This is a genomic window from Bradyrhizobium sp. Mp19 (assembly GCF_029952935.1).
Taxonomy (GTDB): domain Bacteria; phylum Pseudomonadota; class Alphaproteobacteria; order Rhizobiales; family Xanthobacteraceae; genus Bradyrhizobium; species Bradyrhizobium elkanii.
In genome coordinates this window covers 50079-74455 of record NZ_JASAUT010000001.1, presented here as the reverse complement: position 1 = coordinate 74455, position 24377 = coordinate 50079, and the positions used below count along the sequence as shown (strand labels likewise).

26 protein-coding genes are annotated in these 24377 nt (G+C 64.6%); 8 read left to right on the top strand and 18 right to left on the bottom strand.

Annotation, left to right across the window (positions count from 1 at the left end; genetic code table 11):
- Positions 1 to 136: 136 nt before the first annotated feature.
- The 7 genes from QJT82_RS00360 to QJT82_RS00330 form a co-directional block, all read right to left on the bottom strand.
- Positions 137 to 394, bottom strand: coding sequence for a hypothetical protein (locus QJT82_RS00360; RefSeq protein WP_245288969.1), 258 nt, complete (start codon positions 392 to 394; stop codon positions 137 to 139).
- A 178-nt stretch (positions 395 to 572) separates the two neighbouring features.
- The gene (locus tag QJT82_RS00355; protein ID WP_028345324.1) at positions 573 to 1595 is read right to left on the bottom strand and encodes an NAD-dependent epimerase; all 1023 of its coding nucleotides are present in this window, start codon (positions 1593 to 1595) and stop codon (positions 573 to 575) included.
- A 100-nt stretch (positions 1596 to 1695) separates the two neighbouring features.
- A complete protein-coding gene (locus tag QJT82_RS00350; RefSeq protein WP_028345325.1) occupies positions 1696 to 2112 on the bottom strand; it encodes a hypothetical protein in 417 nt (138 codons plus the stop codon).
- Positions 2113 to 2167: 55 nt separating this feature from the next.
- The gene (locus tag QJT82_RS00345) at positions 2168 to 2446 is read right to left on the bottom strand and encodes a hypothetical protein (protein ID WP_028345326.1); all 279 of its coding nucleotides are present in this window, start codon (positions 2444 to 2446) and stop codon (positions 2168 to 2170) included.
- Between the two features lie 169 nt (positions 2447 to 2615).
- Positions 2616 to 2930, bottom strand: coding sequence for a hypothetical protein (locus QJT82_RS00340; RefSeq protein WP_155258888.1), 315 nt, complete (start codon positions 2928 to 2930; stop codon positions 2616 to 2618).
- A 44-nt stretch (positions 2931 to 2974) separates the two neighbouring features.
- On the bottom strand, positions 2975 to 3133 hold the full coding sequence (locus tag QJT82_RS00335) for a hypothetical protein (RefSeq protein WP_016841796.1): 159 nt from the start codon (positions 3131 to 3133) through the stop codon (positions 2975 to 2977).
- 420 nt (positions 3134 to 3553) lie between these two features.
- Positions 3554 to 3706 carry a hypothetical protein gene (locus tag QJT82_RS00330; RefSeq protein ID WP_016841798.1) on the bottom strand — a complete coding sequence of 51 codons (153 nt, stop codon included), beginning with the start codon at positions 3704 to 3706 and terminating at the stop codon, positions 3554 to 3556.
- 255 nt (positions 3707 to 3961) lie between these two features.
- On the opposite strand from QJT82_RS00330, the gene QJT82_RS00325 reads away from it, so the two are divergent.
- Together QJT82_RS00325 and QJT82_RS00320 are read left to right on the top strand one after the other, a co-directional pair.
- Positions 3962 to 4939, top strand: coding sequence for a Ku protein (locus QJT82_RS00325; protein WP_028345328.1), 978 nt, complete (start codon positions 3962 to 3964; stop codon positions 4937 to 4939).
- A 54-nt stretch (positions 4940 to 4993) separates the two neighbouring features.
- Positions 4994 to 5221: a hypothetical protein gene (locus QJT82_RS00320; RefSeq protein ID WP_016841800.1), complete on the top strand. Its 228-nt coding sequence runs from the start codon at positions 4994 to 4996 to the stop codon at positions 5219 to 5221.
- A 30-nt stretch (positions 5222 to 5251) separates the two neighbouring features.
- Here QJT82_RS00320 and QJT82_RS00315 read toward each other — a convergent pair whose 3' ends face one another.
- Positions 5252 to 5416 carry a Flp family type IVb pilin gene (locus QJT82_RS00315; protein ID WP_016841801.1) on the bottom strand — a complete coding sequence of 55 codons (165 nt, stop codon included), beginning with the start codon at positions 5414 to 5416 and terminating at the stop codon, positions 5252 to 5254.
- A gap of 425 nt (positions 5417 to 5841) precedes the next feature.
- On the opposite strand from QJT82_RS00315, the gene QJT82_RS00310 reads away from it, so the two are divergent.
- Both QJT82_RS00310 and QJT82_RS00305 read left to right on the top strand, forming a co-directional pair.
- Positions 5842 to 7476, top strand: a complete 1635-nt coding sequence (locus QJT82_RS00310) for a thiamine pyrophosphate-requiring protein (RefSeq protein ID WP_028345329.1) — start codon at positions 5842 to 5844, stop codon at positions 7474 to 7476.
- Positions 7477 to 7559: 83 nt separating this feature from the next.
- Positions 7560 to 8774 carry an FAD-dependent oxidoreductase gene (locus QJT82_RS00305; RefSeq protein ID WP_028345330.1) on the top strand — a complete coding sequence of 405 codons (1215 nt, stop codon included), beginning with the start codon at positions 7560 to 7562 and terminating at the stop codon, positions 8772 to 8774.
- A 119-nt stretch (positions 8775 to 8893) separates the two neighbouring features.
- Here QJT82_RS00305 and QJT82_RS00300 read toward each other — a convergent pair whose 3' ends face one another.
- The 7 genes from QJT82_RS00300 to QJT82_RS00270 all read right to left on the bottom strand — a co-directional run bounded on the left by QJT82_RS00300 (position 8894) and on the right by QJT82_RS00270 (position 17568).
- Positions 8894 to 10138 carry an ABC transporter substrate-binding protein gene (locus QJT82_RS00300; RefSeq protein ID WP_016841804.1) on the bottom strand — a complete coding sequence of 415 codons (1245 nt, stop codon included), beginning with the start codon at positions 10136 to 10138 and terminating at the stop codon, positions 8894 to 8896.
- Between the two features lie 41 nt (positions 10139 to 10179).
- Positions 10180 to 11658, bottom strand: coding sequence for an ATP-binding cassette domain-containing protein (locus tag QJT82_RS00295; protein WP_028331621.1), 1479 nt, complete (start codon positions 11656 to 11658; stop codon positions 10180 to 10182).
- Positions 11659 to 12585 carry a branched-chain amino acid ABC transporter permease gene (locus QJT82_RS00290; protein WP_028345331.1) on the bottom strand — a complete coding sequence of 309 codons (927 nt, stop codon included), beginning with the start codon at positions 12583 to 12585 and terminating at the stop codon, positions 11659 to 11661. It lies immediately after the preceding gene.
- A 1-nt stretch (position 12586) separates the two neighbouring features.
- On the bottom strand, positions 12587 to 13462 hold the full coding sequence (locus QJT82_RS00285; protein ID WP_018270667.1) for a branched-chain amino acid ABC transporter permease: 876 nt from the start codon (positions 13460 to 13462) through the stop codon (positions 12587 to 12589).
- A gap of 94 nt (positions 13463 to 13556) precedes the next feature.
- Positions 13557 to 14777, bottom strand: coding sequence for an ABC transporter substrate-binding protein (locus tag QJT82_RS00280; RefSeq protein WP_051448222.1), 1221 nt, complete (start codon positions 14775 to 14777; stop codon positions 13557 to 13559).
- A gap of 502 nt (positions 14778 to 15279) precedes the next feature.
- On the bottom strand, positions 15280 to 16872 hold the full coding sequence (locus QJT82_RS00275) for an MDR family MFS transporter (protein WP_028345333.1): 1593 nt from the start codon (positions 16870 to 16872) through the stop codon (positions 15280 to 15282).
- 159 nt (positions 16873 to 17031) lie between these two features.
- Positions 17032 to 17568, bottom strand: coding sequence for a YcgN family cysteine cluster protein (locus QJT82_RS00270; protein WP_028345334.1), 537 nt, complete (start codon positions 17566 to 17568; stop codon positions 17032 to 17034).
- Between the two features lie 288 nt (positions 17569 to 17856).
- Here QJT82_RS00270 and QJT82_RS00265 point away from each other — a divergent pair, with 288 nt between their 5' ends.
- Genes QJT82_RS00265 through QJT82_RS00255 form a run of 3 tightly spaced genes read left to right on the top strand, consistent with a single transcriptional unit; the run spans position 17857 to position 21327 of the window.
- Positions 17857 to 20130, top strand: coding sequence for a PBP1A family penicillin-binding protein (locus QJT82_RS00265; RefSeq protein WP_264641915.1), 2274 nt, complete (start codon positions 17857 to 17859; stop codon positions 20128 to 20130).
- Between the two features lies 1 nt (position 20131).
- The gene (locus QJT82_RS00260) at positions 20132 to 20710 is read left to right on the top strand and encodes a DUF1214 domain-containing protein (RefSeq protein WP_028345336.1); all 579 of its coding nucleotides are present in this window, start codon (positions 20132 to 20134) and stop codon (positions 20708 to 20710) included.
- A complete protein-coding gene (locus QJT82_RS00255; RefSeq protein WP_028345337.1) occupies positions 20707 to 21327 on the top strand; it encodes a DUF1254 domain-containing protein in 621 nt (206 codons plus the stop codon). The genes QJT82_RS00260 and QJT82_RS00255 overlap by 4 nt, the downstream gene beginning before the upstream one ends.
- Here the strand turns inward: QJT82_RS00255 and QJT82_RS00250 are convergent.
- Entirely contained in the window at positions 21324 to 22166 is an 843-nt protein-coding gene (locus tag QJT82_RS00250; RefSeq protein ID WP_028345338.1) for an MBL fold metallo-hydrolase, read from the bottom strand. The genes QJT82_RS00255 and QJT82_RS00250 overlap by 4 nt on opposite strands.
- Before the next feature lie 91 nt (positions 22167 to 22257).
- Here QJT82_RS00250 and QJT82_RS00245 point away from each other — a divergent pair, with 91 nt between their 5' ends.
- On the top strand, positions 22258 to 23118 hold the full coding sequence (locus QJT82_RS00245) for a LysR family transcriptional regulator (protein WP_028345339.1): 861 nt from the start codon (positions 22258 to 22260) through the stop codon (positions 23116 to 23118).
- Here QJT82_RS00245 and QJT82_RS00240 read toward each other — a convergent pair.
- A complete protein-coding gene (locus QJT82_RS00240; RefSeq protein ID WP_028345340.1) occupies positions 23115 to 23882 on the bottom strand; it encodes a hypothetical protein in 768 nt (255 codons plus the stop codon). The genes QJT82_RS00245 and QJT82_RS00240 overlap by 4 nt on opposite strands.
- A 16-nt stretch (positions 23883 to 23898) precedes the next feature.
- Positions 23899 to 24093 carry a hypothetical protein gene (locus QJT82_RS00235; protein ID WP_026192521.1) on the bottom strand — a complete coding sequence of 65 codons (195 nt, stop codon included), beginning with the start codon at positions 24091 to 24093 and terminating at the stop codon, positions 23899 to 23901.
- Positions 24094 to 24377: the final 284 nt, after the last annotated feature.

Here is a 24377-nt window from a genome sequence, read left to right as displayed (position 1 = left end):
TGAACAGAGGGAGCGAACGCCTTTCGCGCGCTTGGCGCTCCATTCGCACGCGCTTGCACAGTCGCCACGAACAGCAGCGGACAGCGAAGGTTCGCCATAAGCATCGCTAATTCGCCACGCGTGTCGCGATCGCGCGCTATTTCGATTTAGGAGGCGTATCGTCGTCCATCTTGCCACCATTGGCGACGCACTTGTTGAAATAGTCCCGCTGGGCGTTCGCACCGCCCCTCGCGCTACCGGAAGCGGGATTGCCGGGCTGCAGCGGCGGAAATGCCTTCGCCACCAAAGCATCGCAGGCGCGTGCCACCTGCACGTCGATCGCATGCGCCGGAACCATTGCGCTGGAGATCATGATCACGGCTGAGGCGATCGCAAAACCCGAGATAACTCGCATTGCCACACTCCGTTCCAAACTGAATCAGTTTTTTTCTCGAGCCCGGACTCGCAAGGAGCGCACTAAAGCATGATCCGGAGAAGTGCGAAGGGTTTTCCGTCGCGACAAACGCGGATCGCGTTTGCGCGAAGATCAAGCTCTGACCACGAGCAGAAACGCGACGACGATTCTCGCGGCCCTAGGTCCGATCGACCTCGTGATAGGCCCGATACCAGGCGACAAACCTGGCAATACCATCCTCGATCCGCGTCTGCGGGCGGAAGCCGATTTCACGCTCCAGGTCGGAGACGTCGGCCGACGTCTCCAGTACATCTCCCGGTTGCATCGGCAGCAACCGCTTTTCGGCCTGCCGCCCGAAGCCCTGCTCGAGCAGCGCCACCACATGCATCAGTTCTTCCGGCCTGCTGTTGCCGATATTGTAGACCCGCCACGGCGCCCGGCTCGAACCCGGATCTGGATGCGCTCCCGACCAGTTCACGTCGCCCTCGGGCGCACGGCCGATCAACCGCACCATCGCCTCGACCACGTCGTCGACATAGGTGAAGTCCCGCCGCATGTTGCCGTTGTTGAACAGCTGGATCGGCTTGCCCTTGGTGATCGCGTCGGCGAACGCATAGAGCGCCATGTCCGGCCGATACCACGTCCCATACACGGTGAAAAACCGCAGCCCGGTCGCCGGTACGCGATAGAGATGGCTGTAGGAATGGGCGATCAGCTCGTTGGCCTTCTTGGTCGCGGCGTACAGGCTGACCGGATGGTCGACATTGTCGTGGACCGAGAACGGCAACTTGGTGTTGGCGCCATAGACCGACGATGAGGACGCAAACAACAGGTGCTTGCACGCGGTGTGCCGGCAGCCCTCGAGGACGTTGAGGAAGCCCTCCAGATTGGAATCCGCATAGGCGTGCGGGTTCTGCAGCGAATAGCGCACGCCGGCCTGCGCGGCGAGATGCACCACGACCTCGAAGCGATAACGCTCGAACAGCGCCTTCATGCCGGCGCGGTCGGCGAGGTCGAGCTCCACGAAGGTGAAGCCACGGTGCTGCTTGAGCAGATCGAGGCGCGCGCGCTTGAGCGCCGGGTCGTAATAGTCGTTCAGATTGTCGAGGCCGATGACCGGCTGCCCTGCCCGCAGCAGATGCTCCGCCAGATGGAAGCCGATGAAGCCGGCGCAGCCCGTGACGAGTAGATTGCCTGCGATCACCACGTTTTGCCTGTGCCTTTCGCCTTGCGCCGGACCTTCGGGAAACGCCGTTACACGCGGCAGCCGCAGCTGCCCGCGCGTTGCGCCCCGCTAGGCGTCAGTTGCCGGCGGCCGGAGGCTTGTAGTCCGGAAAGCGGCTGAGGACCGCGGCCTTCATGAACTTGAAGTGCGCAATCTCGGTCGCCAATTCCTTGAGCCGGCGCTGGCCGTTGGAGATCTCGGCGTCAAACAGGTCTTGATGATAGTTGTCAAGCGCCTCGCGTTCCAGATATTCGTCGGTGCCGTTGCCGAGGGTCACCGCAGCGCGGGCCAGAACATCATCGACACGGCGGCCAAGACCGGATTGCTCGCTTTCGGCCGCCTGCAACGCGGTCTCGATCGCGGCCACGATCGATCCGATCCGGGCGCGATCGGTCTCGGCATCGCGCTCGGCCGAGCGTGCCTTGAAACCTTCCTCGCCGCGCCGCGACCTGATCAGGTCATGCGCGCGAGACCGCAAAAACAGCTGAAACATCTGTCAGTATCCGGTTCGGGCCCATTCAGGCAGCACAGGTCAAAATCGCCCGGTCTTAGTTAAAAAAGGGTGAATTGCCCTCATGCCCGGCCCTCAGGTCGGCTTTCCACTTGATCCAGGCCTTGTCGTGCTTGTCATAGAGTTCGAGCCACCGTCCCTCACCCGCTGACGGCACCAGGCCCGTGCCCTTATCGTCTCCGTCCGCCAGTCCCGGCAGCGAGGAGTCGAGGTCCTCGAACTCCGACGTCTCCTCAAGCGTCAGCCCGACCAGCACGCGCTTGCCACTGACATCGACGACATACCGCCTTGGCGAATGCCCCCTGAGATCACTCATGACGTGAAAGTTCCCTTGCGATCCCCAGGGCTGGCGACGAGATCAGGCGCACGCTGGCACGCAACCAACCCGCCTGCCGCAACGGACGCGGACATGATGACCGATTGCATGTTGCCAGCCAACCCCAACTCACCGCACACAGTCGCGCTACCTCGATCGAACTACTCCGCTAGAACGCGCGACGCATGTGGCCAAACGCACTGACCGGCTGTTCCCGCCTCGACGATTTCGCGGCTGATGGCGCCACATACGGTGCATAGATCCGATATTGCGCGCGGCGCTTGTGCGACCGCCACGAACGCGCAGCGAAGCCGGAGAAGAAGCCTGCGACGAACACCGCCGCGAGAATCAGAGCAGGAGAAACCATCACAATCGTCCACGTTCGCCCCGATGTTATTAACATTCGAAGTTGTGACGACATCATGATTACACGCGCCGAAAGATTGTTCAGCCGCTGGAATTTTTGTGCAATCGAACGGCGCAACAATAATCAGGCGTCAACAATGGTTGTTCTCGCGAGACAACGTCTCAGGAGAACCACCAGAGCATGAATTTCAGGAACATCGAGCTGAGAAGATAAATCCACCCCGCCATCGCCAGCACCGTCAGTCCGACGAAGACACCTGAAACGCTTTTCTCCTTGAGGCGGGCCAGCAACGAGTTTTTTTCTTCTTGCGAATAGAACATCTCAGGCTCAGGAAGTATCTGATTCAAATCAGCTAGCAGTCAATTTCGATGATCTCGTGACGCGTCGCCGCAGCCATTCGCCTCGCGCATCACAGATCACCGCTGCAAAACGCCGCCAGGCCGCACGCTATCGCTCAGGGAAATTCCATTCGACACGATCTGGAATTCGACGTCGGCAATCGCGGCAGCCCGCGCGCTGGAATTTTTGCGTCGGGTGCTGGTTCGATCGACGTCGCGTCTGGGCGTCAAGACGATCGTGCAGCTTGACCATGCGATGTGGCCCGCATGCGGGATAGCCGCGCGCCGGAAGCCGGCACGATCGACCGAACGCATTCTTCCCGGGAGCAATCTGCCCGCTTCGCCCCGCCTCTCAGTTTAACAAATCAAGTCCTCGCACGCGGCCAACCAATGATCATCGCCTCACACGCGGAAAAAGGCGAACCAGACAATGCCGAGGATCAGGACAGCCAGCCCCGTCGAGGCCGTGAGCAGCGCGAGAACCGAAGGTCCAGGCTCGGCCTGGCGCGCCTCGGTCGGGGTTTCAACGATTTGACCGTGTCGTTCCGTTGCCATGGCAACCTCTTTGCTTAAGTACCTGTAATTCCGGCGTTTGCCGCTCCCCTTCGACAGCCAACGCGTGATCAGGAGCGATGTTCCGAGCGCTGTGACGGCTGTCCCGACGGCAGTCCCGCCCGCCGCGTCAAACGGGCGCAGCTCGAGGCCACGGTTAACGCCGTTGCGAGATTCACCGGGCCGTGTTGTTTCAAACTGGGGTCCCCGGTGTTATCCTTGGCCGTTCCGTCGGTTGCGTAATCGGAGTTTCCGCCCATGGCCCCTCGCGCCAATTGGAAGGGCTTTTTGCGCCTTTCGCTCGTGACTTGCCCGGTTGCCCTGTACCCGGCGACATCGGATACCGAAAAGGTCTCCTTCAACCAGATCAACCGCAAGACCGGCCACCGGATCAAATACGCCAAGGTCGACGCGGAGACCGGCGAGGAAGTCTCCACCGAAGACATCATGAAGGGCTACAAGGTCGACACCGACACCTATATCGAGGTCACCAAGGAAGAGCTCGACGACATCGCGCTGGATTCGACCCGCACCATCGAGATCGACGAATTCGTGCCGCGCAGCGAGATCGACAGCCGCTATCTGATCCGCCCCTACTACCTCGTTCCCGATGGCAAAGTAGGCCACGACGCCTTTGCGGTGATCCGCGAGACCATCCGCAGCCTGAACAAGGTCGCGATCGGCCGCGTGGTGCTCACCAACCGCGAGCACATCATCGCGCTCGAGCCGCTCGACAACGGGCTGATGGGCACGCTGTTGCGCTACCCGTACGAGGTGCGCAGCGAGAAGGAGTATTTCGACGACATCCAGGATGTGAAGATCACCAAGGACATGCTCGATCTCGCCAAGCACATCGTCGAGCAGAAGTCCGCCGACTTCGATCCGGAGGAGTTCGAGGACCGCTACGAGCAGGCGCTGATCGACCTGATCAACCAGAAGCGCAACGGCATCAAGGTTGCCAAGCCCGCGGCGAAGACCGGCGGCAACGTCATCAACCTGATGGACGCGCTGAAGAAGAGCATCGCCAACGAGAAGCAGGCCGCGCCCGCCAAGGCCGAGGCAAAGGCCGCGAAGGGCAAGAAGCCGAAGAAGCGCATCGAGGGCCAGCGCGAAATGCTGCTGCCGATCTCCGGCAGCGGCAAGCGCGAGCCCAAGGAGGCGGCCAAGCCCGAGCCGAAGAAGGCCGAGAAGACAACGCGCGCCCAGGGCACCGCGGCGCGGAAGAAGGCAGGCTAGCGCAGCGACCGCAAGTTGAGCCCGGTCCGCCGCGCCTGAGATGTCCTGGTCGAGATGCCCTGGTCGACGCCGTTTGACGAACCGATCGCGCTGCATCGCGGCGGCACGCTGGTGACGCTGCAGCACGCTGCCGACTACATCATGAAGCTATCGGAAGACACCCAGCAGGAGACGCGCTGGCAGATCGCGGTCGAGCATCTGATCAATGCGGCGGAACAAGGTGCCGGCTGGTTGATGTTCGCGCGCATCGCGATGCTGCGCGCGTTGAACGGGGACGACTGAATCCGGAAAATGCCGAGCTGCCGGCAGCGCTTACTTGAATGCCGAACTGACGGCATTGAATTGGCCGCTCACACTGGTGCCGATGCCCCGGACGCCGGCGACGATCACGATGCTGATGCCACCGGCGATGATGGCGTATTCAATGGCCGTCGCCCCGACCTCATCACGCAGAAACCTTGCCATCAACGCGCGCATGAAAAGCTCCTGTCCGACGCTCGCGGCTTTTTCTCCCGCGCCGTAGTAATATGCCGGCCAAACTAGGCCACATTGGTTGACGGCCCATTGAGGGAAAGGATGAACGGTCGCTTAAAAGTTGCAGCGAATTTCCTTGCTAGTTCTGCCTGCATCGGGTTGCCGCCGGGCGAGGCACCGGGCCGCGACCGGAGCGCTTTCCAGCGAAGTGGACACCGGCTCGCGCAAAGAAAACGCGTCAAAACAAGAATTTAAGAGCTCCGCTCCGATCCTGTCTGAGCGGAAACAGCTCCAGTCGTAAACGCATATCAGGACTACCTGATCCGGCCCCGGCCGCGCTTTACCGGTGCCGCGGAATCCTGTTCCTTTATCGGACAGGCGACAACGAGGCCGGAACGAACCGGCCGCATGCAAAGGGAGTGACCGTCATGAAGCTCGGCACCGCGATCGCGGAAATCATGAAGCGCGAGGGCATCGAGATCCTCACGGGCTACCCGGTCAACCACCTGATCGAATACGCCGCCAATGCCGACATCCGCCCGGTGATGGTGCGCCAGGAGCGCATCGGCGTGCACATGGCGGACGCGATCTCCCGCGTCACCTCGGGCGAGAAGATCGGCGCCTTCTGCATGCAGCACGGCCCCGGCGCCGAGAACGCGATGGGCGGCGTCGCGCAGTGCTACGGCGAATCCGTGCCCGTCCTGGTGCTGCCGATGGGCTATGCGCGCCGGCTCGCGAATATCGACCCGAACTTCAATTCCAGCCAGGCGATGAAGGCGTTCTCGAAATCCTCGGAGCCGATCAACATCGCGGCCGAGGTCTGCAACATCTTCCGCCGCGCCTTCACCAAACTGAAGAACGGCCGCGGCGGGCCGGTCATCGTCGAAATCCCAGCCGACATGTGGAACGAGGAGGTGCCAGAGCCCTTGAACTATACGCCGGTGCTGCGCACCCGCTACGGCGCCGACCCCGTCCATGTGAAGGAAGCGGCCGCCCTGCTCGTGGGCGCCAAGCGTCCGGTAATCTATGCCGGCCAGGGTGTGCACTACGCAAAGGCCTGGCCGCAGCTGAAGCGGCTTGCCGAGCGGCTTGCGATACCGGTTACCACCAGCCTCGGCGGCAAGTCGTCCTTCCCCGAGACGCATCCGCTCTCGCTCGGCTCCGGCGGCCTCGCGGTGCCGCGCGCGGTGCCGAAATTTCTTTCCGAAGCCGACGTGATCTTCGGCATCGGCTGCTCCTTCACCGAGACGTCGTTCGGCATCGCGATGCCGAAGGGCAAGACCATCATCCATTCGACGCTCGATCCGAACCACATCAACAAGGATGTCGAGGCCAAGGTCGGCCTGGTCGGCGACGCCGGCCTGGTGCTCGACGCGCTGCTGGAGGAGATCGGCAAGACGGTGACCACAGACCGCAACGCCAGCGCGGTCGCCGAGGAGATCGCCGCCTCCCACAAGGAGTGGCTCGCCAAGTGGATGCCGAAGCTGACGCATAACGACGCGCCGCTCAATCCCTACCGCGTGCTGTGGGACCTGCAGCACACCGTCGACACCCACAACACCATCATCACCCACGACGCCGGCAGCCCGCGCGACCAGCTCTCGCCGTTCTGGAAGTCGGTCGAGCCGCTGTCCTATATCGGCTGGGGCAAGACCACGCAGCTCGGCTACGGGCTGGGCCTTGCAATGGGCGCCAAACTGGCAAAGCCGGACAAGCTCTGCATCAATGTCTGGGGCGACGCCGCGATCGGCTTTACGGGAATGGACTTCGAGACCGCGGTGCGCGAGCGGATTCCGATCATGTCGATCCTGCTCAACAATTTCTCGATGGCGATCGAATTGAAGGTGATGCCGATCTCGACCGAGAAATACCGCTCGACCGACATCTCCGGCGACTACGCCGCGATGGCCCGCGCCTTCGGCGGCTACGGCGAACGGGTGACCAAGCCCGAGGACATCATCCCCGCGATCAAGCGCGGCATCCAGAAGACCAAGGAAGGCGTGCCGGTGCTGCTGGAATTCATCACCAGCAAGGAGACCGAGGTGTCGCGGCCGGGGACGTGAGGGCACCTCACACGCCTCTCTGCCACTTGATTTGACATCGCCGGCGCAGGCAAGCTCCCTCCGGTGCAACTTCGGAGGGAGAGATGGCGCGCATCCTGGTGCTGGGGGCCGGCTTTGCCGGGCTATGGGCCGCGCTCGGCGCAGCCCGCAAGCGCGACGAGATCGGCGCTCGCGCGGCGGATACCGAAATCCTCGTCGTCGATCGCAACGCCTATCACAACATTCGGGTGCGCAATTACGAGGTCGATCTCGGCGACGTCGCGCTGCCGCTCAGCGAGCTGCTCGATCCGGTCGGCGTCAGCCACAGGGTGGCCGAGGTCGCGGCGATCGATCCGGCGACGCGCGCGGTCACGATCAAGACCGGCGCGGACGCGGAGGTTCTGAGCTACGATCGGCTGGTGCTGACCACCGGCAGCGAGCTGGTCCGCCCCGCCATCTCAGGCCTGGCCGCCCACGGCTTCGATGTCGACACCTATAAAGCAGCGATGCGGCTCGACACGCATCTGGCGGCGCTCGGCAAAGAGCCACCATCAGAGGCACGCGCGACGGTCGCGGTCGTCGGCGCAGGGTTCACCGGGATCGAGGTCGCGGCCGAGATGCCGGCCAAGCTGGCGCACGCCGGCATCACCGGCGATCATCGGGTCATCCTGATCGATCCCAATCCCGTGGTCGGCACGACCTTCGGCGCGCATGGCCGCCCGGTCATCAACGAGGCGCTGGCCACGCTCGGCGTCGAGACGCGGCTGAATGCCCGGGTCAGCGCCGTCGGCGCCGACAGCATCACGCTCAACTCCGGCGAGATCATTCCGACCAAAACCGCGGTGTGGTGCGCGGGAATGCGCGCCAGCCCCCTCGCCGCCTCGCTGCCGGCCGGGCGCGACGCGCTCGGCCGCATCAAAGTCGACCACACCATGCGCGTCGAAGGCCTGCCGGATGTCTTCGCCGCCGGCGACGTCGCCGCCTGCCTGATCGACGGCGAGCACCCGACCGTGATGTCCTGCCAGTTCGCGCGGCCGATGGGCCGCTTCGCCGGCCACAATGTGGTCGCCGATCTGTTTGGTGAAAAGCTGCTGCCGCTCAATATCGACTGGTATGTGACGGTGCTCGATCTCGGAGCCTGGGGCGCGCTCTACACCACCGGCTGGGACCGCGAGGTGCATACGTCAGGCGCCGCCGCCAAGCTCACCAAGCAGACCATCAACCAGCAGCGCATCTATCCGCCGCGCAACGGCGACCGTGCCGCGCTGCTCGCGGCAGCCGCGCCGACGATCCAGACGGCGCCGCCGACGCGCAAGTAGTTTGGGGCTCACATTCGCCGATCGTCATTGCGAGCGAAGCGAAGCAATCCACCCCTCCACGCCGGGATAGATGGATTGCTTCGTCGCTACGCTCCTCGCAATGACGGCGCGTACGTCAGCTACTGCGAGAGCTTCACAAAATTCGGAAACTTCATCTGGCCCTCGGCGATCGCCTTCGGCCAGACCGTGATCTGCTTGCCGCCCTGCCACTGGAACACGAGGCCGGTCACGGCGCCCGGACCGGACTTGATGCCGTGGGTGAACTCGTCGTTCTTGCCGTAGAACTGGATCTTGCCGATCGTACCCTCGAAGTCGGTCTTCTCGAGCTCGGTCACCATCTTGTCCGGATCGGTCGAGCCGGCGCGCTGGATTGCCTCGGCGATGATGTAGACCTCGTCATAGGCGGTGTAGCCGGTATAGGCCGGCGGCGTGCCGAACTTGGCCTTAAACGCCGCCGCGAACGGCTTGGTCTTCGGCGTGACGGCAACATCAGGCGTCGCCACCGCGAGCGAGGGCACGCCCTCGGCCGCGCCGTTGGTGTCGCCCCAGAAGGTCGGGCTCAGCGCCTGCGCGCTGATGCCGAACATCGGGATCGGCACCTGCTGGTTCTTCCACTGCACGGTCGGCTGCACGCCGACATGGGAGATGCCGGTGACGATCACGTCGGGCTTGGCGGCTTCCATCTTGTTGAAGATCGGCGTGAAGTCGGTGGTGTCGGGCGAGAAGCGAATGTGCTCGACCACCTTCAGGCCCGCTTTCGGCAGGCAGGCCTCGTAGCCGACGTCGAGCGGCTTGGTCCAGGCTGCGTCCTCGCTCATGATCGCGACCGACTTGAACTTGAGCTGGTCGACCAACAGCTCCTTGGCCGCGTCGCAGACCAGCTGCGCCTGCGCGGCCGAGGTCAGGTAGCCGTGGAAAGTGTACTTGTTCTTCTCATAGTCGTTGTGAACCGCCTTGGTGATCTCGTTCGAAGCAGCGCCGGGCGTGATCAGCGGCATCTTCAGCCGCGAGGCCCACGGCTCGAGCGCCAGCACGACCTCGCTGATATAGCTCGCGATCACGGCGGAGACCTTGTCCTCACTCACCGCGCGCTGGAAGGCGCGCACCGAGTCCGCCGACGAGCTCTTGTTGTCGTAGGTGACGATCTCGATCTTGCGGCCCATCACGCCGCCCTTGGCGTTGATCTCGTCGGCTGCGATCTGCGCGCCGCCCGGCGTCGCCGCACCCGCGATCGACTGCACTTCGGCAATGATGCCGATCTTGATCGGGTCCTTGGACTGCGCATAGGCCGGCGCCGCGAGGCAGAGCGCAAGCGCCGAGGCCAACAGGCTCACGCGGGTCGCGGTTGAATATGCTGTCATCATGATCTCCCTTGTTTTGCTTTCTTCTTTTCAAACTGCGAACGTCAGAGAAAGTCCTTGCCGGCCTCCGCGGCGAACCGGCCCGGATCGCCCTCCCAGACGATCCGCGCGTGCTCCAGCACATAGACGCGGTCGGCATGCGGAAGCGCAAACGTCACGTTCTGCTCGCCCAGCAGCACCGTGATCTTGGTGGTCTGGCGCAGCTTCTCCAGCGCCTTCGACAGCAGCTCGAGGATAACAGGCGCAAGCCCCAGCGTCGGCTCGTCCAGGATCAGGATCTGCGGCTGCATCATCAGCGCGCGGCCGATCGCCAGCATCTGCTGCTCGCCGCCGGACAGCGTCTGCGCCATCTGGCCCTGACGCTCCTTCAGGATCGGGAACAGCTCGAACAACCAGGCGAGCTGCTTGGCCCTCGCCGCATCGTCGAGATGCTGACCGCCGAGATCGAGATTTTCCCGCACCGTCATCTCGCCGAACAATTCGCGCGATTCCGGACATTGCACGAGGCCGGAGCGGGCGATCTTCGCAGGCCCCGTGCCGCGCAGTGGCTGTCCGCCGCGCAGGATCTCGCCGGTATAGGGCAGGAAACCCGAGATGGTGTTGAACAGCGTGGTCTTGCCGGCGCCGTTGAGGCCGACGACGGAGACGAATTCGCCCTCATGGACGTGGATCGAGACGTTCTCCAGCGCCTGCGCCTTGCCGTAATGCACGCTGACATTCTCGACCTGCAGCAGCGGCACCTTGTCCTTGAACGAGGTCTCGGGCCGCGCGTGGGTCTCGATCGCGCCGCCGAGATAGACCCGCCGCACGGTCTCGTTCTTCATCACGTCCTCGGCGCGGCCGGTCGTGATCTCCTCGCCGAGATACATCGCGAGCACGCGGTCGACCAGCGCCGCGACGCTCTTGACGTTGTGATCGACCAGCATCACCGCGCGGCCCTCGTCGCGGAAGCTGCGGATCAATGCGGAGAAGGTGCCGACCTCGGCGCTGGTGAGACCAGCGAAGGGCTCGTCGACCAGCACGACCTTGGGGTCGCGCGCGATCGCCTTGGCCAATTCCAGCCGGCGCAGGTCGGCGAACGGCAGCGTCGGCGGGCGGCGGTCCATCACCGCCCCCAGTCCGACGCGCTCGGCGATCCACTTGGCGCGCTCGGTCAGCGCCTTGTCGGGAAACAGCATGAACAGGCTGTCGGGCAACAGCGCGACCATGATGTTCTCCAGCACGGTCTGCCGGTTCAGGGGCCGCGAGTGCTGGAACACCATGCCGAAGCCCTTGCGCGCGATCTTGTGCGCAGGCAGCCCGGCGACGTTCTCGCCTTCGAACAGCACCTCGCCCGCGGTCGGACGCTCGATGCCCATCACGCTCTTCATCGCGGTCGACTTGCCCGAGCCGTTCGGTCCGATCAGGCCGAGGATCTCGCCGGGATGCAGGTCGAACGAGAGGTTCTTCACGGCGGTCAAGCCGCCGAATCGCTTGGTCAATCCACGGACGGTGAGCGTTGCTGTGGTCACAGTCTGATCCATTTAAGAGCGCGCCTCGCGTGACAGGGCCGCTCCGAGGAAACCGCCGGGGAAGAACAGGACGACGAGCAGCGCCACCGCCGAGACGATGAAGGTCGCAAGCTCGCCGGTCGGGCGCAGGAATTCGCCGGCGACGATCAGGAAGATCGCGCCTAACGCGGCGCCGAGCACCGTACGCCGGCCGCCGAGCACGGCAGAGACGATCACGTTCACGCCGACGGCGACGTCGACCACGGTGCCGACCGAGGCAGTGCCGAAGTAGAACACCAAGAGCGCGCCCGACAGTCCTGAGAAGAAGGCGCTGACGATGAAGGCCGCGAGCTTGTGCTTGACGATGTTGAAGCCGAGCGCACCGGCCTGCACCGGGTCCTGCCCGCTCGCCTGCAGCACGAGGCCAACCGGCGATTGCGACAGGCCATAGAGGATGGCTGCGCTCACGGTCATGAAGCCGAGCGCGATCCAGTAATTGGCGCCGGCATTGATGGTGATGACGTCAGGGATAGTGAGCCCGATCTCGCCGCCGGTGAGATCGGCGAACACGACAACGAAGTTCTGCAGCATCAAAACCGCCACCAGCGTGGTCAGGCCGAAATACGGTCCCCTCACCCGCAGCGCCGGCAGCGCCAGCACGAAGCCCGCGACGACCGACGCCAGCGCGCCGAGCAGGATGCAGACGTAGACCGACCAGCCGAACTGGTTGTTGAGGATCCCGGCGGTGTAGGCGCCGGTGCCGATCAGGAAGGTCGGCCCAAAATTGACCTCGCCGGCGAAGCCGAACAGGAGGTCCCAGGCCATCGCGAACACGCCGAAATAGAACGCGACGGTAAGCAGCCCGAGGATGTAGCCCGAGACGTAGAACGGCAGCGTCGCGGCGACCACCACGCAGACCAGCGAAATGAAGAACAGGCGCGAGGAAAAGAAGCTGGCCATCTCAGCGCCTCCCGAGCAGGCCTTGAGGCCGGATATACATCACGAACACCAGAAGCAGCAGCGCCGGAATGGTGCGATAGGCCGGCGAGATCATGTAGGCCGTGATGGTCTCGAGATAGCCGACGACGAAGGCTGCGATCAGCGAGCCCGACACGCTGCCGAGGCCGCCGAGCACGACGATCGAGAACGCGCTCGCGGTCAGCGGCCCGACGCTGTAGGAGCTGACGCCGAGGAACATGCCGAGCAGCACGCCGGCGATGCCGGCGAGAATGCCGTAGATGCCCCACACCACGATGTAGATCTGGGTGAGCTCGAGCCCGAGCAGCGTGACGCCGCGCGGGTTCATCGAGGCCGCCAGCACCGCCTTGCCGGTCCTGGTGCGGTTCACCAGGAGCCACAGCAGGCCGATCACGAGGCAGCAGACCAGCGCGGTGAAGATATTGTTGCGCGGCGTGCGGTTGCCGAAGATATCGACGACACCCTCGACGATCGGCAGCACCGTCTTGGCGTTGTTGGTGAAGAAATAGGCGATCAGCTCCTGGATCATGATGCCCCACAGCAGGGTGCCGGTGAGGACGAAGATTTCCTTCTCCTCGTTGGGGATCCGCCTCGAATTCTGGATCGGCTTGACGACCGCGAAATAGGTCGCGAACGACACGATCAGCGCGACGCCGACACCGAACAGCGCGCCGGTATAGATGTCGAGGTGCAGCACGCTGGCCGCGGCCCAGGCCGCGACCGCTGCGGCCACCATGATGGCACCGTGGGAGAGGTTGAGAACGCCGGAGACACCGAAGATCAGGGTGAAGCCGGTCGCGCCGAGTGCATAGAGCGCACTGATGGCAAAGCCATCGATCAGGATTTGTAAGGCAAGCATCTCAGATTGGCCGCGGCAGCGGGGCTGCCTGTTGTGGAGGACGCGGAACCGAAGACCGATGCTCCCGGGAGGGGCCCGGGAGCATGATCATCAACTAATTCGTGGTGACCTTGACGAAGCTCGGGAACTTGAGGTCGCTCTTGGCGACCTCCTTCGGCCAGACCGCGACCTGCTTGCCGCCCTGCCACTGCAGCATCAGTCCGGTGATCAGGCCCTTGCCGTACTTGATCGAATGGGTGAACGGATCGTTCTTGCCGTAGAACTGGACGCGTCCGATGGTGCCTTCCCAATCGGTCTTCTCCAGCGCATCGACCATCTTGTCGGCCTCGACCGAGCCGGCGCGCTTCACCGCATCCGCGATGTAGTAGACCTCGTCATAGGCGGTGTAGCCCGCGTAGGACGGATAGTTGCCGTAGCGCTTCTTGAAGCCCTCCGCGAACGGCACCGACTTCGGCGTCACCGCGACGTTCGGGCCGGAGACGCCCTGATACAGCACGCCTTCCGCCGCGTCGTTGGTGTCCTTGCCGAAGGTCTCGTTGGTCGCCTGTGAGGAAATGCCGAACATCGGAATCGGCACCTGCTGGTTCTTCCACTGCACCGTCGGCTGCACGCCGACATGCGAGATGCCGGTGATGATCACGTCGGGCTTGGAGCCTTCGACCTTGTTGAAGATCGGCGTGAAGTCGGTGGTGTCGGGCGAGAAACGGATATGGTCGACGACCTTGAGCCCGATCTTCGGCAGGCACTCCTCGTAGCCGACATCGAGCGGCTTGGTCCACGCCGCATCCTCGCTCATGATGACCGCGGTCTTCATGTGCTTCTGATCGACCAGGAGCTCCTTGGCGGCGTCGCAGACCGACAGCGCCAGCGCGGCCGAGGTCAGGTAGCCGTGGAAGGTGTACTTGTTCTTCTCGTAATCGGCGTGGACGCTCTTGCTGATCTCGTTGGAGGCGGCGCCGGGCGTGACGAACGGCGTCTTCAGGCGCGAGGCCCAGGGCTCGAGCGCCAGCACTACCTCGCTGATGTAGCTCGAAATGACGACGTTGACCTTGTCTTCGTTGACGGCGCGCTGGAACGCGCGCACCGAATCCGCCGAGGACGAGTGGTTGTCGTAGCTGACGATCTCGATCTTGCGGCCGTCGATGCCGCCCTTGGCGTTGATCTCGTCGGCGGCCAGCTGCGCCGCCTGCGGGATCGATGCACCGGCAATCGCCTGCGCTTCGGCGATCACGCCGATCTTGAGGGTGTCGGCAGCCAGCGCTCCGCTGGGCGCAGCCAACAGGCCCAACACGGCCGCTCCTGCAAGTTTCTGCATCGCATGCACGGGGAGTCGCGATGTTCTTGTCACCCTGTTTCTCTCCTCTTTTTCTTCGGCTGCTTCGAGCTCTTGGGGCGCGACTATAGCCGCGACAAAATGCGCAGCAAGTGAAACTGCGCGCAGATCGTCATGCATGGACGGCGACTAAAGTAGTGGGTCGGCGCGGTGCGGCTGAATAAATTTGAGGCAGAGGGGGAATAAAAGGTCGTCGGGCGCCGATCTCTCAGATCGTCGTTCCCCGCTGCGCAAATTACGCAGGGCGAGCGAAGCGGAGAGAGCGGAACGTAAAGCAAGGCTCGGGCAATTCATGTCGCGAGAACGCGGATTGTTTCCCGCTGGCCGTGCGACAAGCTCAGTGTCGTCCCTGCGAAAGCAGGGACCCATACCACGAATGCTGATTGTTACGCGATGTTGGAACGACGAGTCCCATCCACAACATCGCCGCGGCGTATGGGTCCCGGCTTTCGCCGGGACGACAGCGGTGTATGGGCCACCGCCCCTACTCAGCCATCTCCGCCGGCGGGTGGGCGGCGGGACCGGCGAGCGGGCGCTCTTCCATCGTGATCATGCAGATCGAGGCGGTGGTCAGCAGCACGGCGGCGGCGCCGAACACGTAGCGGAACGCATGGATCATGTCGGCCATCGGGATCGCGCTGACGGTGCTGGCCGTGGCATGATGCTCGCCGGCGAGCGAGATGTCGGTCCCCAGCGTCATGAGCAGGATGGTGGTGAAGGCGGCGACCGTGAAGGAGGCCATCATCGCGCGGAAGAAGTTCATCGCACCGGTGACGGTGCCGACCTGCGGCCGCGCCACCGCATTCTGCAGCGACACCACGCTGATCGGGAAAGTGGTGCCGAGCCCGAGCGCGAACACGCTCATCAACAGCAACAGTCCCCACAGCGGCAGCGTCGTCACCGCCATGCCGACGGCACAGATCGCGGCCACCGAGGTGCCGACAATCGCGACACGCTTGTAGTGCTTGGCCTTCGCCATGGTCCGGCCGGCAATCGCGGCACCGAAGGTCGAGATCGCCGCGAGCGGGATCAGCGCGAGGCCGGCCTCGCTGGCGGTGAGGTGATAGACCACCTCATAATAGAGCGGCAGGTGGACGGTGAGGCCGACCATGGCGCCGAGCGCACAGCCGCCCGCCCCCATCGCGAACGGCACCACCGAGCCGCCGAGCAGCGACAGCGGCAGGAACGGCTCGTCGGCGCGGCGCGCGTGCCAGACGAAGGCGCCGGCAAGCGCGATCGAGGCGCCGATCATCGCCGTAATCGTCGGCGACAGCCAGGACAGCTTGGTGCCGCCCCAGGTCAGCACCAGCATCAGCACGACGGCCGAGGCCATCAGCAGCACGCCGCCGAGCCAGTCGACCTTGCGCTTGCGGTGGAACACCGGGATCTTGCTCATCTTCGGCAGCAGCAGCGCCAGCGCCGCCGCCGCGAGCGGCAGGTTGATCCAGAAGATCATCGACCAGTGCAGATGCTCGGCGAACACGCCGCCGACCACCGGGCCGAGAATGCCGCCGGCCATCCAGACGCTGGAGAAATAGGCCTGATAGCGGCCGCGCTCGCGCGGGCTCACCACGTCGGAGATCACGGTCTGGACCACCGGCATGATGCCGCCGCCGCCGAGCCCCTGCAGGCCGCGGGCAACGATCAGCATGGTCATGCTGGGCGCGATCGCGCACAGCACCGAGCCGACCACGAACAGGCTGAGCGAGGTGATGATCATGACGCGGCGGCCATAGATGTCGCTCAGCGTGCCGAACACCGGCGCCACCGCGGTGGAGGCGAGCAGATAGGCCGTGATCACCCAGGACAGATTGGTGACGTCGTGAAACTGGCGCCCGATCGTCGGCAGCGCGGTCGCGACGATGGTCTGGTCGAGCGCGGCCAGGAACATCGTCAGCATCAGGCTGATGACGATGGTGCGGACTTCGTCCGGATTGAGCGGTGCCGGCGGCGCCAGCGGCGGCGCGTCGCTGAGTTCGATCACCTCGCTCGGGAGATGAGACAGCTCTTCGGCAATGTCTTCAGGCAATGTGGATTGGTCGGCAGGAATCCGGCTCTGCCGTTCATACTTGTTCATTTGAGGCGTAATGCTGCTGCGCGGGCGCGTCCCGCGATGGAATCATTCTCTGCTTCGCAATTTATGCAGCAATTGAATGCTGAGGCAGGCACCCCAGCGCATGGGTGCATCCCGCCGCGATCTTCTCGCGGTGACGTGATCGCGGACGCGGCGACGACGTCACGCTTTGGTCGTCTTGCCCAGCATTTTCGGCCGCTTCTTCAATTGTGCCCGTTTCGGCAGCAGAGCCGGCCATCGCACGATATGATCCTCGAGATCGGCGTCGTTGACGTCGAGTTCAGTGCCCTCCACCCGCCCGCGCACCGAGACCCCGGCTTCGTGGACGGTGTTGGGATCGCCCGAGATGAGGGGATGCCACCAATAGAGGTCCCGCCCCTCGGCCACCAGCCGATAGCCGCAGCTCGGCGGCAGCCAGTTCAGCGTCCGGACATTTTCGGGCGTCAGGCGGACGCAATCCGGAACCTGGTCGGAACGGTTCGGGTAGTCCTTGCAGGTGCAGAGGCCGGAATCGAGCAGTTTGCAGGAAATATGGGTGAAATAGATCTTGCCGGTGTCCTCGTCCTCGAGCTTCTCCAGGCAGCAGCGTGCGCAGCCGTCACACAGGCTCTCCCATTCGGCGTTGGACATTTCTTCCAACGTCTTGGTTTTCCAGAAGAATCCCTCCTGGTCCGACGGGCGCTTGGGCGGTGTGGTCATGATATCCCTGAAATGACGGTGCAACTCTTCTTGGGATGCCGGCGCTCCCTCCGCAAGGGGGTGGTATTGCGGGGTCGAAAAAGCCGGTGGGCAGCGTTAGGGCTTTCATTAAATTCACAAGCCGCGCCATTGGTTTATGGCAGCCGCTCGGATAGAACAACGAACGAGTCCCCAACGACGCAAAAGCGCCTTGGGATTGCCGCAACATCGAAGCAAGACGCTGGCCCGTGCCCGTTTTGGGCACCCGCAGCGCTGTCGAACTGATCAAGGGTCCGGTCCTTTCAGATCATGCCGTCGCATTGGAAACAGAAGGTCCGGAACTTCTTCCTGGACCTCGATGCGCGTATCGACTCGACGCTGTTCTCGTCGGGCAAGGGCCTGCGCGAGCTCTTTGAGCGTTATTCCACCTTCATGGACCGCTTCTATGTCGGCCGCTGGAAGCGCTGGGTGTTCATCGAGCCGCTGTCGGAGGCCGCGACGCTTGGGCTCGGCGGCATGATCCTGATGCTGACGCTCGCGATCCCCGCCTTCCGCGAGACCGCCGACGAGGATTGGCTGAAGAAGTCCGACCTCGCGGTGACCTTCCTCGACCGTTACGGCAACCCGATCGGCAGCCGCGGCATCAAGCATAATGACTCGATCCCACTGGAAGATTTTCCGGACAATCTGATCAAGGCGACGCTCGCGACCGAAGACCGACGTTTCTACGACCATTTCGGCATCGACGTGCCGGGCCTCGCCCGCGCGCTCGCCACCAACGCGCAGGCCGGCGGCGTCCGCCAGGGCGGTTCGTCGATCACCCAGCAGCTCGCCAAGAACCTGTTCCTGAACAACGAGCGCACCATCGAGCGCAAGGTGAAGGAAGCCTTCCTCGCGATCTGGCTGGAGACGCGGCTCACCAAGAACGAGATCCTGAAGCTCTATCTTGACCGCGCCTATATGGGCGGCGGCACCTTCGGCGTCGACGGCGCGGCGCACTTCTACTTCAACAAGTCGGTGCGCGACGTGAATCTCGCGGAGGCCGCGATGCTCGCCGGCCTGTTCAAGGCGCCGACCAAATACGCCCCGCACATCAACCTGCCCGCGGCGCGCGCCCGCGCCAATGTCGTGCTCGACAACCTCGTCGATGCCGGCTTCATGACCGAGGGCCAGGTGTTCGGCGCCCGCCGCAATCCCGCGGTCGCAGTCGACCGGCGCGACGAGAACTCGCCGAACTACTATCTCGACTACGCCTTCGACGAGATGCGCAAGCTGGTCGACACCTTCCCGAAATCCTACACCGAGCGCGTCTTCGTGGTCCGCACCGCGATCGACATGAACGTGCAGAAGGCGGCCGAGGAAGCGATCGAGAACCAGCTGCGGCAGTTCGGGCGCGACTATCACGCGACGCAGGCCGCGACCGTGGTGTCCGATCTCGATGGCGGCATCCGCGCCATGGTCGGCGGACGCGACTACGGTGCGAGCCAGTTCAACCGCGCCACCGACGCCTATCGCCAGCCGGGCTCGTCGTTCAAGCCCTATGTCTACACCACGGCGCTGCTGAACGGCTTCACGCCGAACTCGAAGATCGTCGACGGCCCGGTCTGCATCGGCAACTGGTGCCCGCAGAACTATGGCCATTCCTATTCGGGTCAGGTGACGCTGACACAGGCGATCACCCGCTCGATCAACGTGGTACCGGTCAAGCTCTCGATCATGATGGGCGGCAAGGAAGGGCCGAAGGCGGGCCGCGCCAAGATCGTCGAGGTCGCGCGCCGCTTCGGCCTCAAGGCGCCGCTGCCCGATACGCCGTCGCTGCCGATCGGCTCCGACGAAGTCACGGTGCTGGAGCACGCGGTCGCCTATGCGACCTTCCCGAACCGCGGCAAGGCGGTGACGCCGCATTCGGTGCTCGAGGTGCGCACCGGCACCGGCGACCTGGTGTGGCGCTGGGACCGGGACGGTCCGAAGCCGCGGCAGGCGATTCCGCCGAACATCGCCGCCGACATGGCCGGCATGATGAGCCACGTGGTCAGCGAAGGCACCGCGCGCCGCGCCGCGCTCGACGGCATTCCGACCGCGGGCAAGACCGGCACCACCAACGCCTATCGCGACGCCTGGTTCGTCGGCTACACCGGCAACTTCACCTGCGCGGTCTGGTACGGCAATGACGACTATTCGCCGACCAACCGCATGACCGGCGGTTCGCTGCCGGCGCAGACCTGGCACGACATCATGGTCGCCGCGCATCAGGGCGTGGAGGTGAAGGAGCTCGTCGGCGTCGGCATGGGCCAGAAGCTGCCGCCGCAGCCGGCGCAGGCCAATGCCCAGGCCAACGCGGCGCCGCGCGTATTGGAAACCAAGCCGGGCCCGCCGCCGGTTTTGACCAAGCGCGGCGCGGATATCCTGGTGCGGGTCGAGAAGCTGCTCGACGACGCCGCCAAGACCGCCGGCAAGACCACGCTGAACGAGCCTTCGAAGACCGGCAAGGCCGAGTCCTCGAGCGCGCTGGCGTTCCCCGAAAACTACGTTGCCGCGGCCGGGCCGGACGGCGCGACACCGGCCGTGCCACGCAAGAACTGACGTGCGGCTCCTCCTCACCACTTTGCTGGCACTCGTGATCGCCACGGCCGTTGGCCTCGGCCTGACCTATGCGACGGCGACCCGCGGCACCGATCTCGGCACGCTGAAGATCGGCGCCTGGACCGCGCGTCCGAAGAGCGGCACCTCCGATGTCGACCCCTACTCGCGCGCCACCATCGCGCGCAGCGGCGAGCTGCCGATCGGCACCGGCGACGGCATCGCGTTCTCGGCGACATCAGACGACAAGAACAAGCCGCTCGACGGGCGCTGCGACATCGTGGTCAGCGGCGTGACGCCGGCGGCGCGGTTCTGGACGCTGACGCTGTTCGACCGCAAGGGCCATCTGGTCGCGAACACGCTGCAGCGCTACGGCTTCACCAGCCAGGAGATCATGCGCGCCTCCGACGGCACGTTCGAGATCCACATTGCCTCGCGCTCGCGCGCCGGCAACTGGCTGCCGACCGGCGGCATCGAGCGCTACGCGCTGATGCTGCGCCTCTACGATACGCCGGTCGGGGTCGCGACCCGCACGCAGCGCGACGCGCCGATGCCCTCGATCGCAACGACGGGTTGCCCATGATCCGCGTGCTGCTCACCATCCTCGCAGGCGTGCTGCTCGGCGGCGTGGTGCACCTCGTCAGCGTACTGGCGCTGCCGCGCATCGCCTCGCAGGACGCCTATTCGCGGCTGACGCCGATGACCAAGCTCAACGAGGTGACGCAGCTGCCGCTGGCCGACCCGAGCCATTCGCCGATGCCGCTGATGGATCCGGCCTTCGCGGTGGCGATCTGCCGCTACGATCTCTCGACCGGACCGCTCAAGCTCACCGTGCCGGTCAGCCAGGCCTATACGTCGGTGTCGTTCTATACCCGCAACGAGGTCGCCTATTACGCGATCAACGACCGCTCCGCCGGCAAGAAGGTGATCGAGCTCGACCTGATGACGGAGGCGCAGCACAACGAGCTGCCGGAGGACGAGGAAATCACCGCTGCCGACCGGCTGATCATCGACTCGCCGACATCAACCGGCCTGATCCTGCTGAAGGCGCTGGCGCCGGAGCCCGGCCTGATGCCGCAGGCGCAGGCCTCGCTCGCCGCCTCCTCGTGCAAGGTGCAGACCGAGCCGGTCGCGGCCAAGCAGGAGGCGCCGCCGCCGCTCCCCGCGCCGGCCCCGCCGCCCGCGGCGCGCAAGCGTTAGCTCACATCCAGTGCATGCCGGCCGCAGCGGCAGGTCTCGTAGTCGACGGGATCGTGGCTGTTGACGATCGTCACATCAGCGCCATGCGCCGCCTTCAATTGGCGCAGCCGTTCCTGGTTCTGGATGCGCGTCGCGCGATCCATGTCCGCGCGGCGCTGGAACATGCCGAGCACCAGGGGGATCCGCGGCCTGGCATCGAGCTGCACGTGGTGGAAATAGGCGTCGCCGGCGTGCAGCAGCCATTTGCTCTTGTCGCGCACCGCGATCCCGCAATGGCCGAGCGTGTGGCCCGGCAACGGGATTATCAGGATGTCCGGCTCGCGGTCGCCGAGCGTGCGCACGCCCTTGAAGCCGAACCAGTCCTCGCCGCCGGCACCATAGAACGCCCAGTCCGGCCCGTGCTGCCACTGCGCCGTGATGTAGCGCCCCTGCGGTGGCGTGACCTGATGCGTCACCGCCATATCGTACTCCTTGCGATGGACGTGCACCCTGGCCTTCGGAAAGTCCGGCACGCCGCCGGCGTGATCGCGATCGAGATGCGTCAGCAGCACATGGCGCACATCATCAGCTGAAAAGCCGAGCGCCTTGACCTGCCGCACCGCCGTCTCGGCCGGATCGAGCCGCGGCGTCGTCTGCCGCACCCATTTGCGTCCGAGCCGCGGCGGGTCGCCGATGTCGTCGAGCCCGATCCCGGTGTCGACCAGTACGAGTCCGTCATTGCTCTCGACCAGCAGGCAATGACAGACCATCCGCGCCCGCTGGAAGATGCTGCCGCTGCCGTTCACGAGCCGCTTTCCGATCGGGCACATCGTGCCGGTGTTGAGATGGTGGATGCGCATGACAGGTCCTCCGCTGTAACAGGCGCAGACTTGCCACTGGCGTTTCCATAGGTAAAATATTGTCTTTCTATCCATGTGATAGGATACGCCTATGGATATCCGTGAACTCCGCTACTTCGCCGCGGTCTACCGCGAGCGCAATCTGACCGCCGCGGCGAAGCGCTGCTTCATCTCGCAGCCGTCGATCTCGGCGGCGATCACCAATCTCGAGGCCGAACTCGGCACCACGCTGTTCATTCGGCACAAGAAGGGCATGGCCCCGACGGCCTCAGCCGCGCAGTTTCACGGCATCGCCCGCAGGATCATCGACGAGGCGGACGCGGCGCGAAATCTCTTCCGCAAGCCCGCGACGCGGCAGGCGCTGACGCTCGGCCTGCTGCGGACGCTCGATCAGGCCCGGACCATCGCGCTGCTGAAGCCGCTGACCGGCAATACCGATCTTGCGCTCCGGCTGGTCGGCGCCAGCGAGAAGGCCGACGCGCGGATCGTCGCCAAGTCCATGGTCGGCGCCGGCGAGCACTTCATCCCGCTGTGGAGCGAGCGTTATGTCGCGGCACTGCCGCCCTCGCATCCCCTGACGCTGAAGGAGACGCTCCGGACCACCGACTTCGCCGGCGTTCCGATGATCGATCGTTGCCATTGCGAACAGCAGGAATTCTTCAAGCGTGCCTCACCGCCGCGCAAGCCGGTGGCGATCGCGGAATCCGAGGAGTGGGCGATGGCGCTGGTGGCGGCCGGGGTTGGCGTCGCGATCGTCCCCGAGGGCGTGGCGCGCGGCAATCCTGATGTCGCGGTGCGCGCGATCGATATCGACGTGACGCGCCAGGTCGGCGTCGCCTACCCCTCGGCCCAGCCGCCCTCCGATGCGCTGAAGGCATTCATTGCGAGCCTGCCGCGGCAAGCCAACAGTCGCCGGGTCAAATCGACGGCGAAGAAAACGAAGCGCGCCTAGCCCTTCGTCACCACGGCTTGGCCCGCGACCGGCGCAGAGATGAGCGGTGCGTTGGCGGTGAGCCGGGCGAGCTCGTTGATCTGGCGTTCGGCATCGGCGGCCATGCCGTCGGGCGCCTGGATCACCAGCCGCTCCAGCGCCCAGCGATAGGACGAGATCCGCCGCTCCAGGGCCTGCTGGACCCATTGCACGATCAGCGTGTTCTCTTCCATCCGCGCGACCGCATCAGCGCGCTCGCGCGGCGACACATCGGCGATCATGTGGAGGCTGGCATTGCGCTTGCGATCGAGCTCGATCACCTGGATCGCGGTGGCGAAGAACGGCTCGAAGCGGGTGATGTCGTCGCGCACCTCGTCGATCAGCAGCGAATAGCGCGAGGCGAACGAGCGATGCGGCTCGTCGATCAGATTGCGGCCATAGGCGGTGCGATCGAACACGACCCTCTGCCGCCACGGCGAAGGCAACGGCTGGTAGTCGCCGAACACGCTCTTCCACGCCGGACGCGACAGCGGCGGCTCGATGAACTGATAGGCGAGGTCGCGCAGCTGACGTTCGTGTTCGGTGAGCTGGAATTGCGAGGCGTTCTTGCCGATGCTGCCGGTCGCCTCGGCGCCGATCCAGCGATGCATGTCGTCGTTGCGGAAATCGGCGCGGGTGCGTCCGAAATCGCCGCCGCTGCAGCCCGCGAGCGCCGAGCCCGCCAGCAGCAGGATCAGCGCCGGGAGTGACCGCCGCGCGACGGTCCGCTGCACAAGCCGCGGCATTGCCCGATGTCCGCGATCAGGAGCGGCGTCGGCGACGGCGGCCCTGCGCAGTGCCCTGCTCCGGTCCGCGACCACCGCCGGTCTCCTCCGTCGTTCGCTCGATCCGGACGACGGGAAGGATCAGTACGGTCCCCATGCCTTCGCCGGCAGCACCGGCCATGCCCGGCCGCCGTGCAGCCGCATCCGCCGGAAACTCAACGATGGTGCCCATGTTCCGTTCTCTCTGGCCCCGCACGGACATGATTTGCCCCGCGCACGCCGAGTTAAGAACGCGCATGGTTAATGACATCTTAAGCCGCCGGTACGGACGGTTACGGATATGGCGCTGTGCCTTAATAGACACGCGCAAATTCGAGTATTCACCTTCACGGCTTGTTTTCCTTAACTGCCTCTTAAAACAGCCTGCGTAGGCTCGCTGCCACAAGGTTTTCAAACCGAAGTTCACTGGCAAGTCGCGTACGCCCGAGATGAGCGCAGCTCCGCTATTTCCTGGTT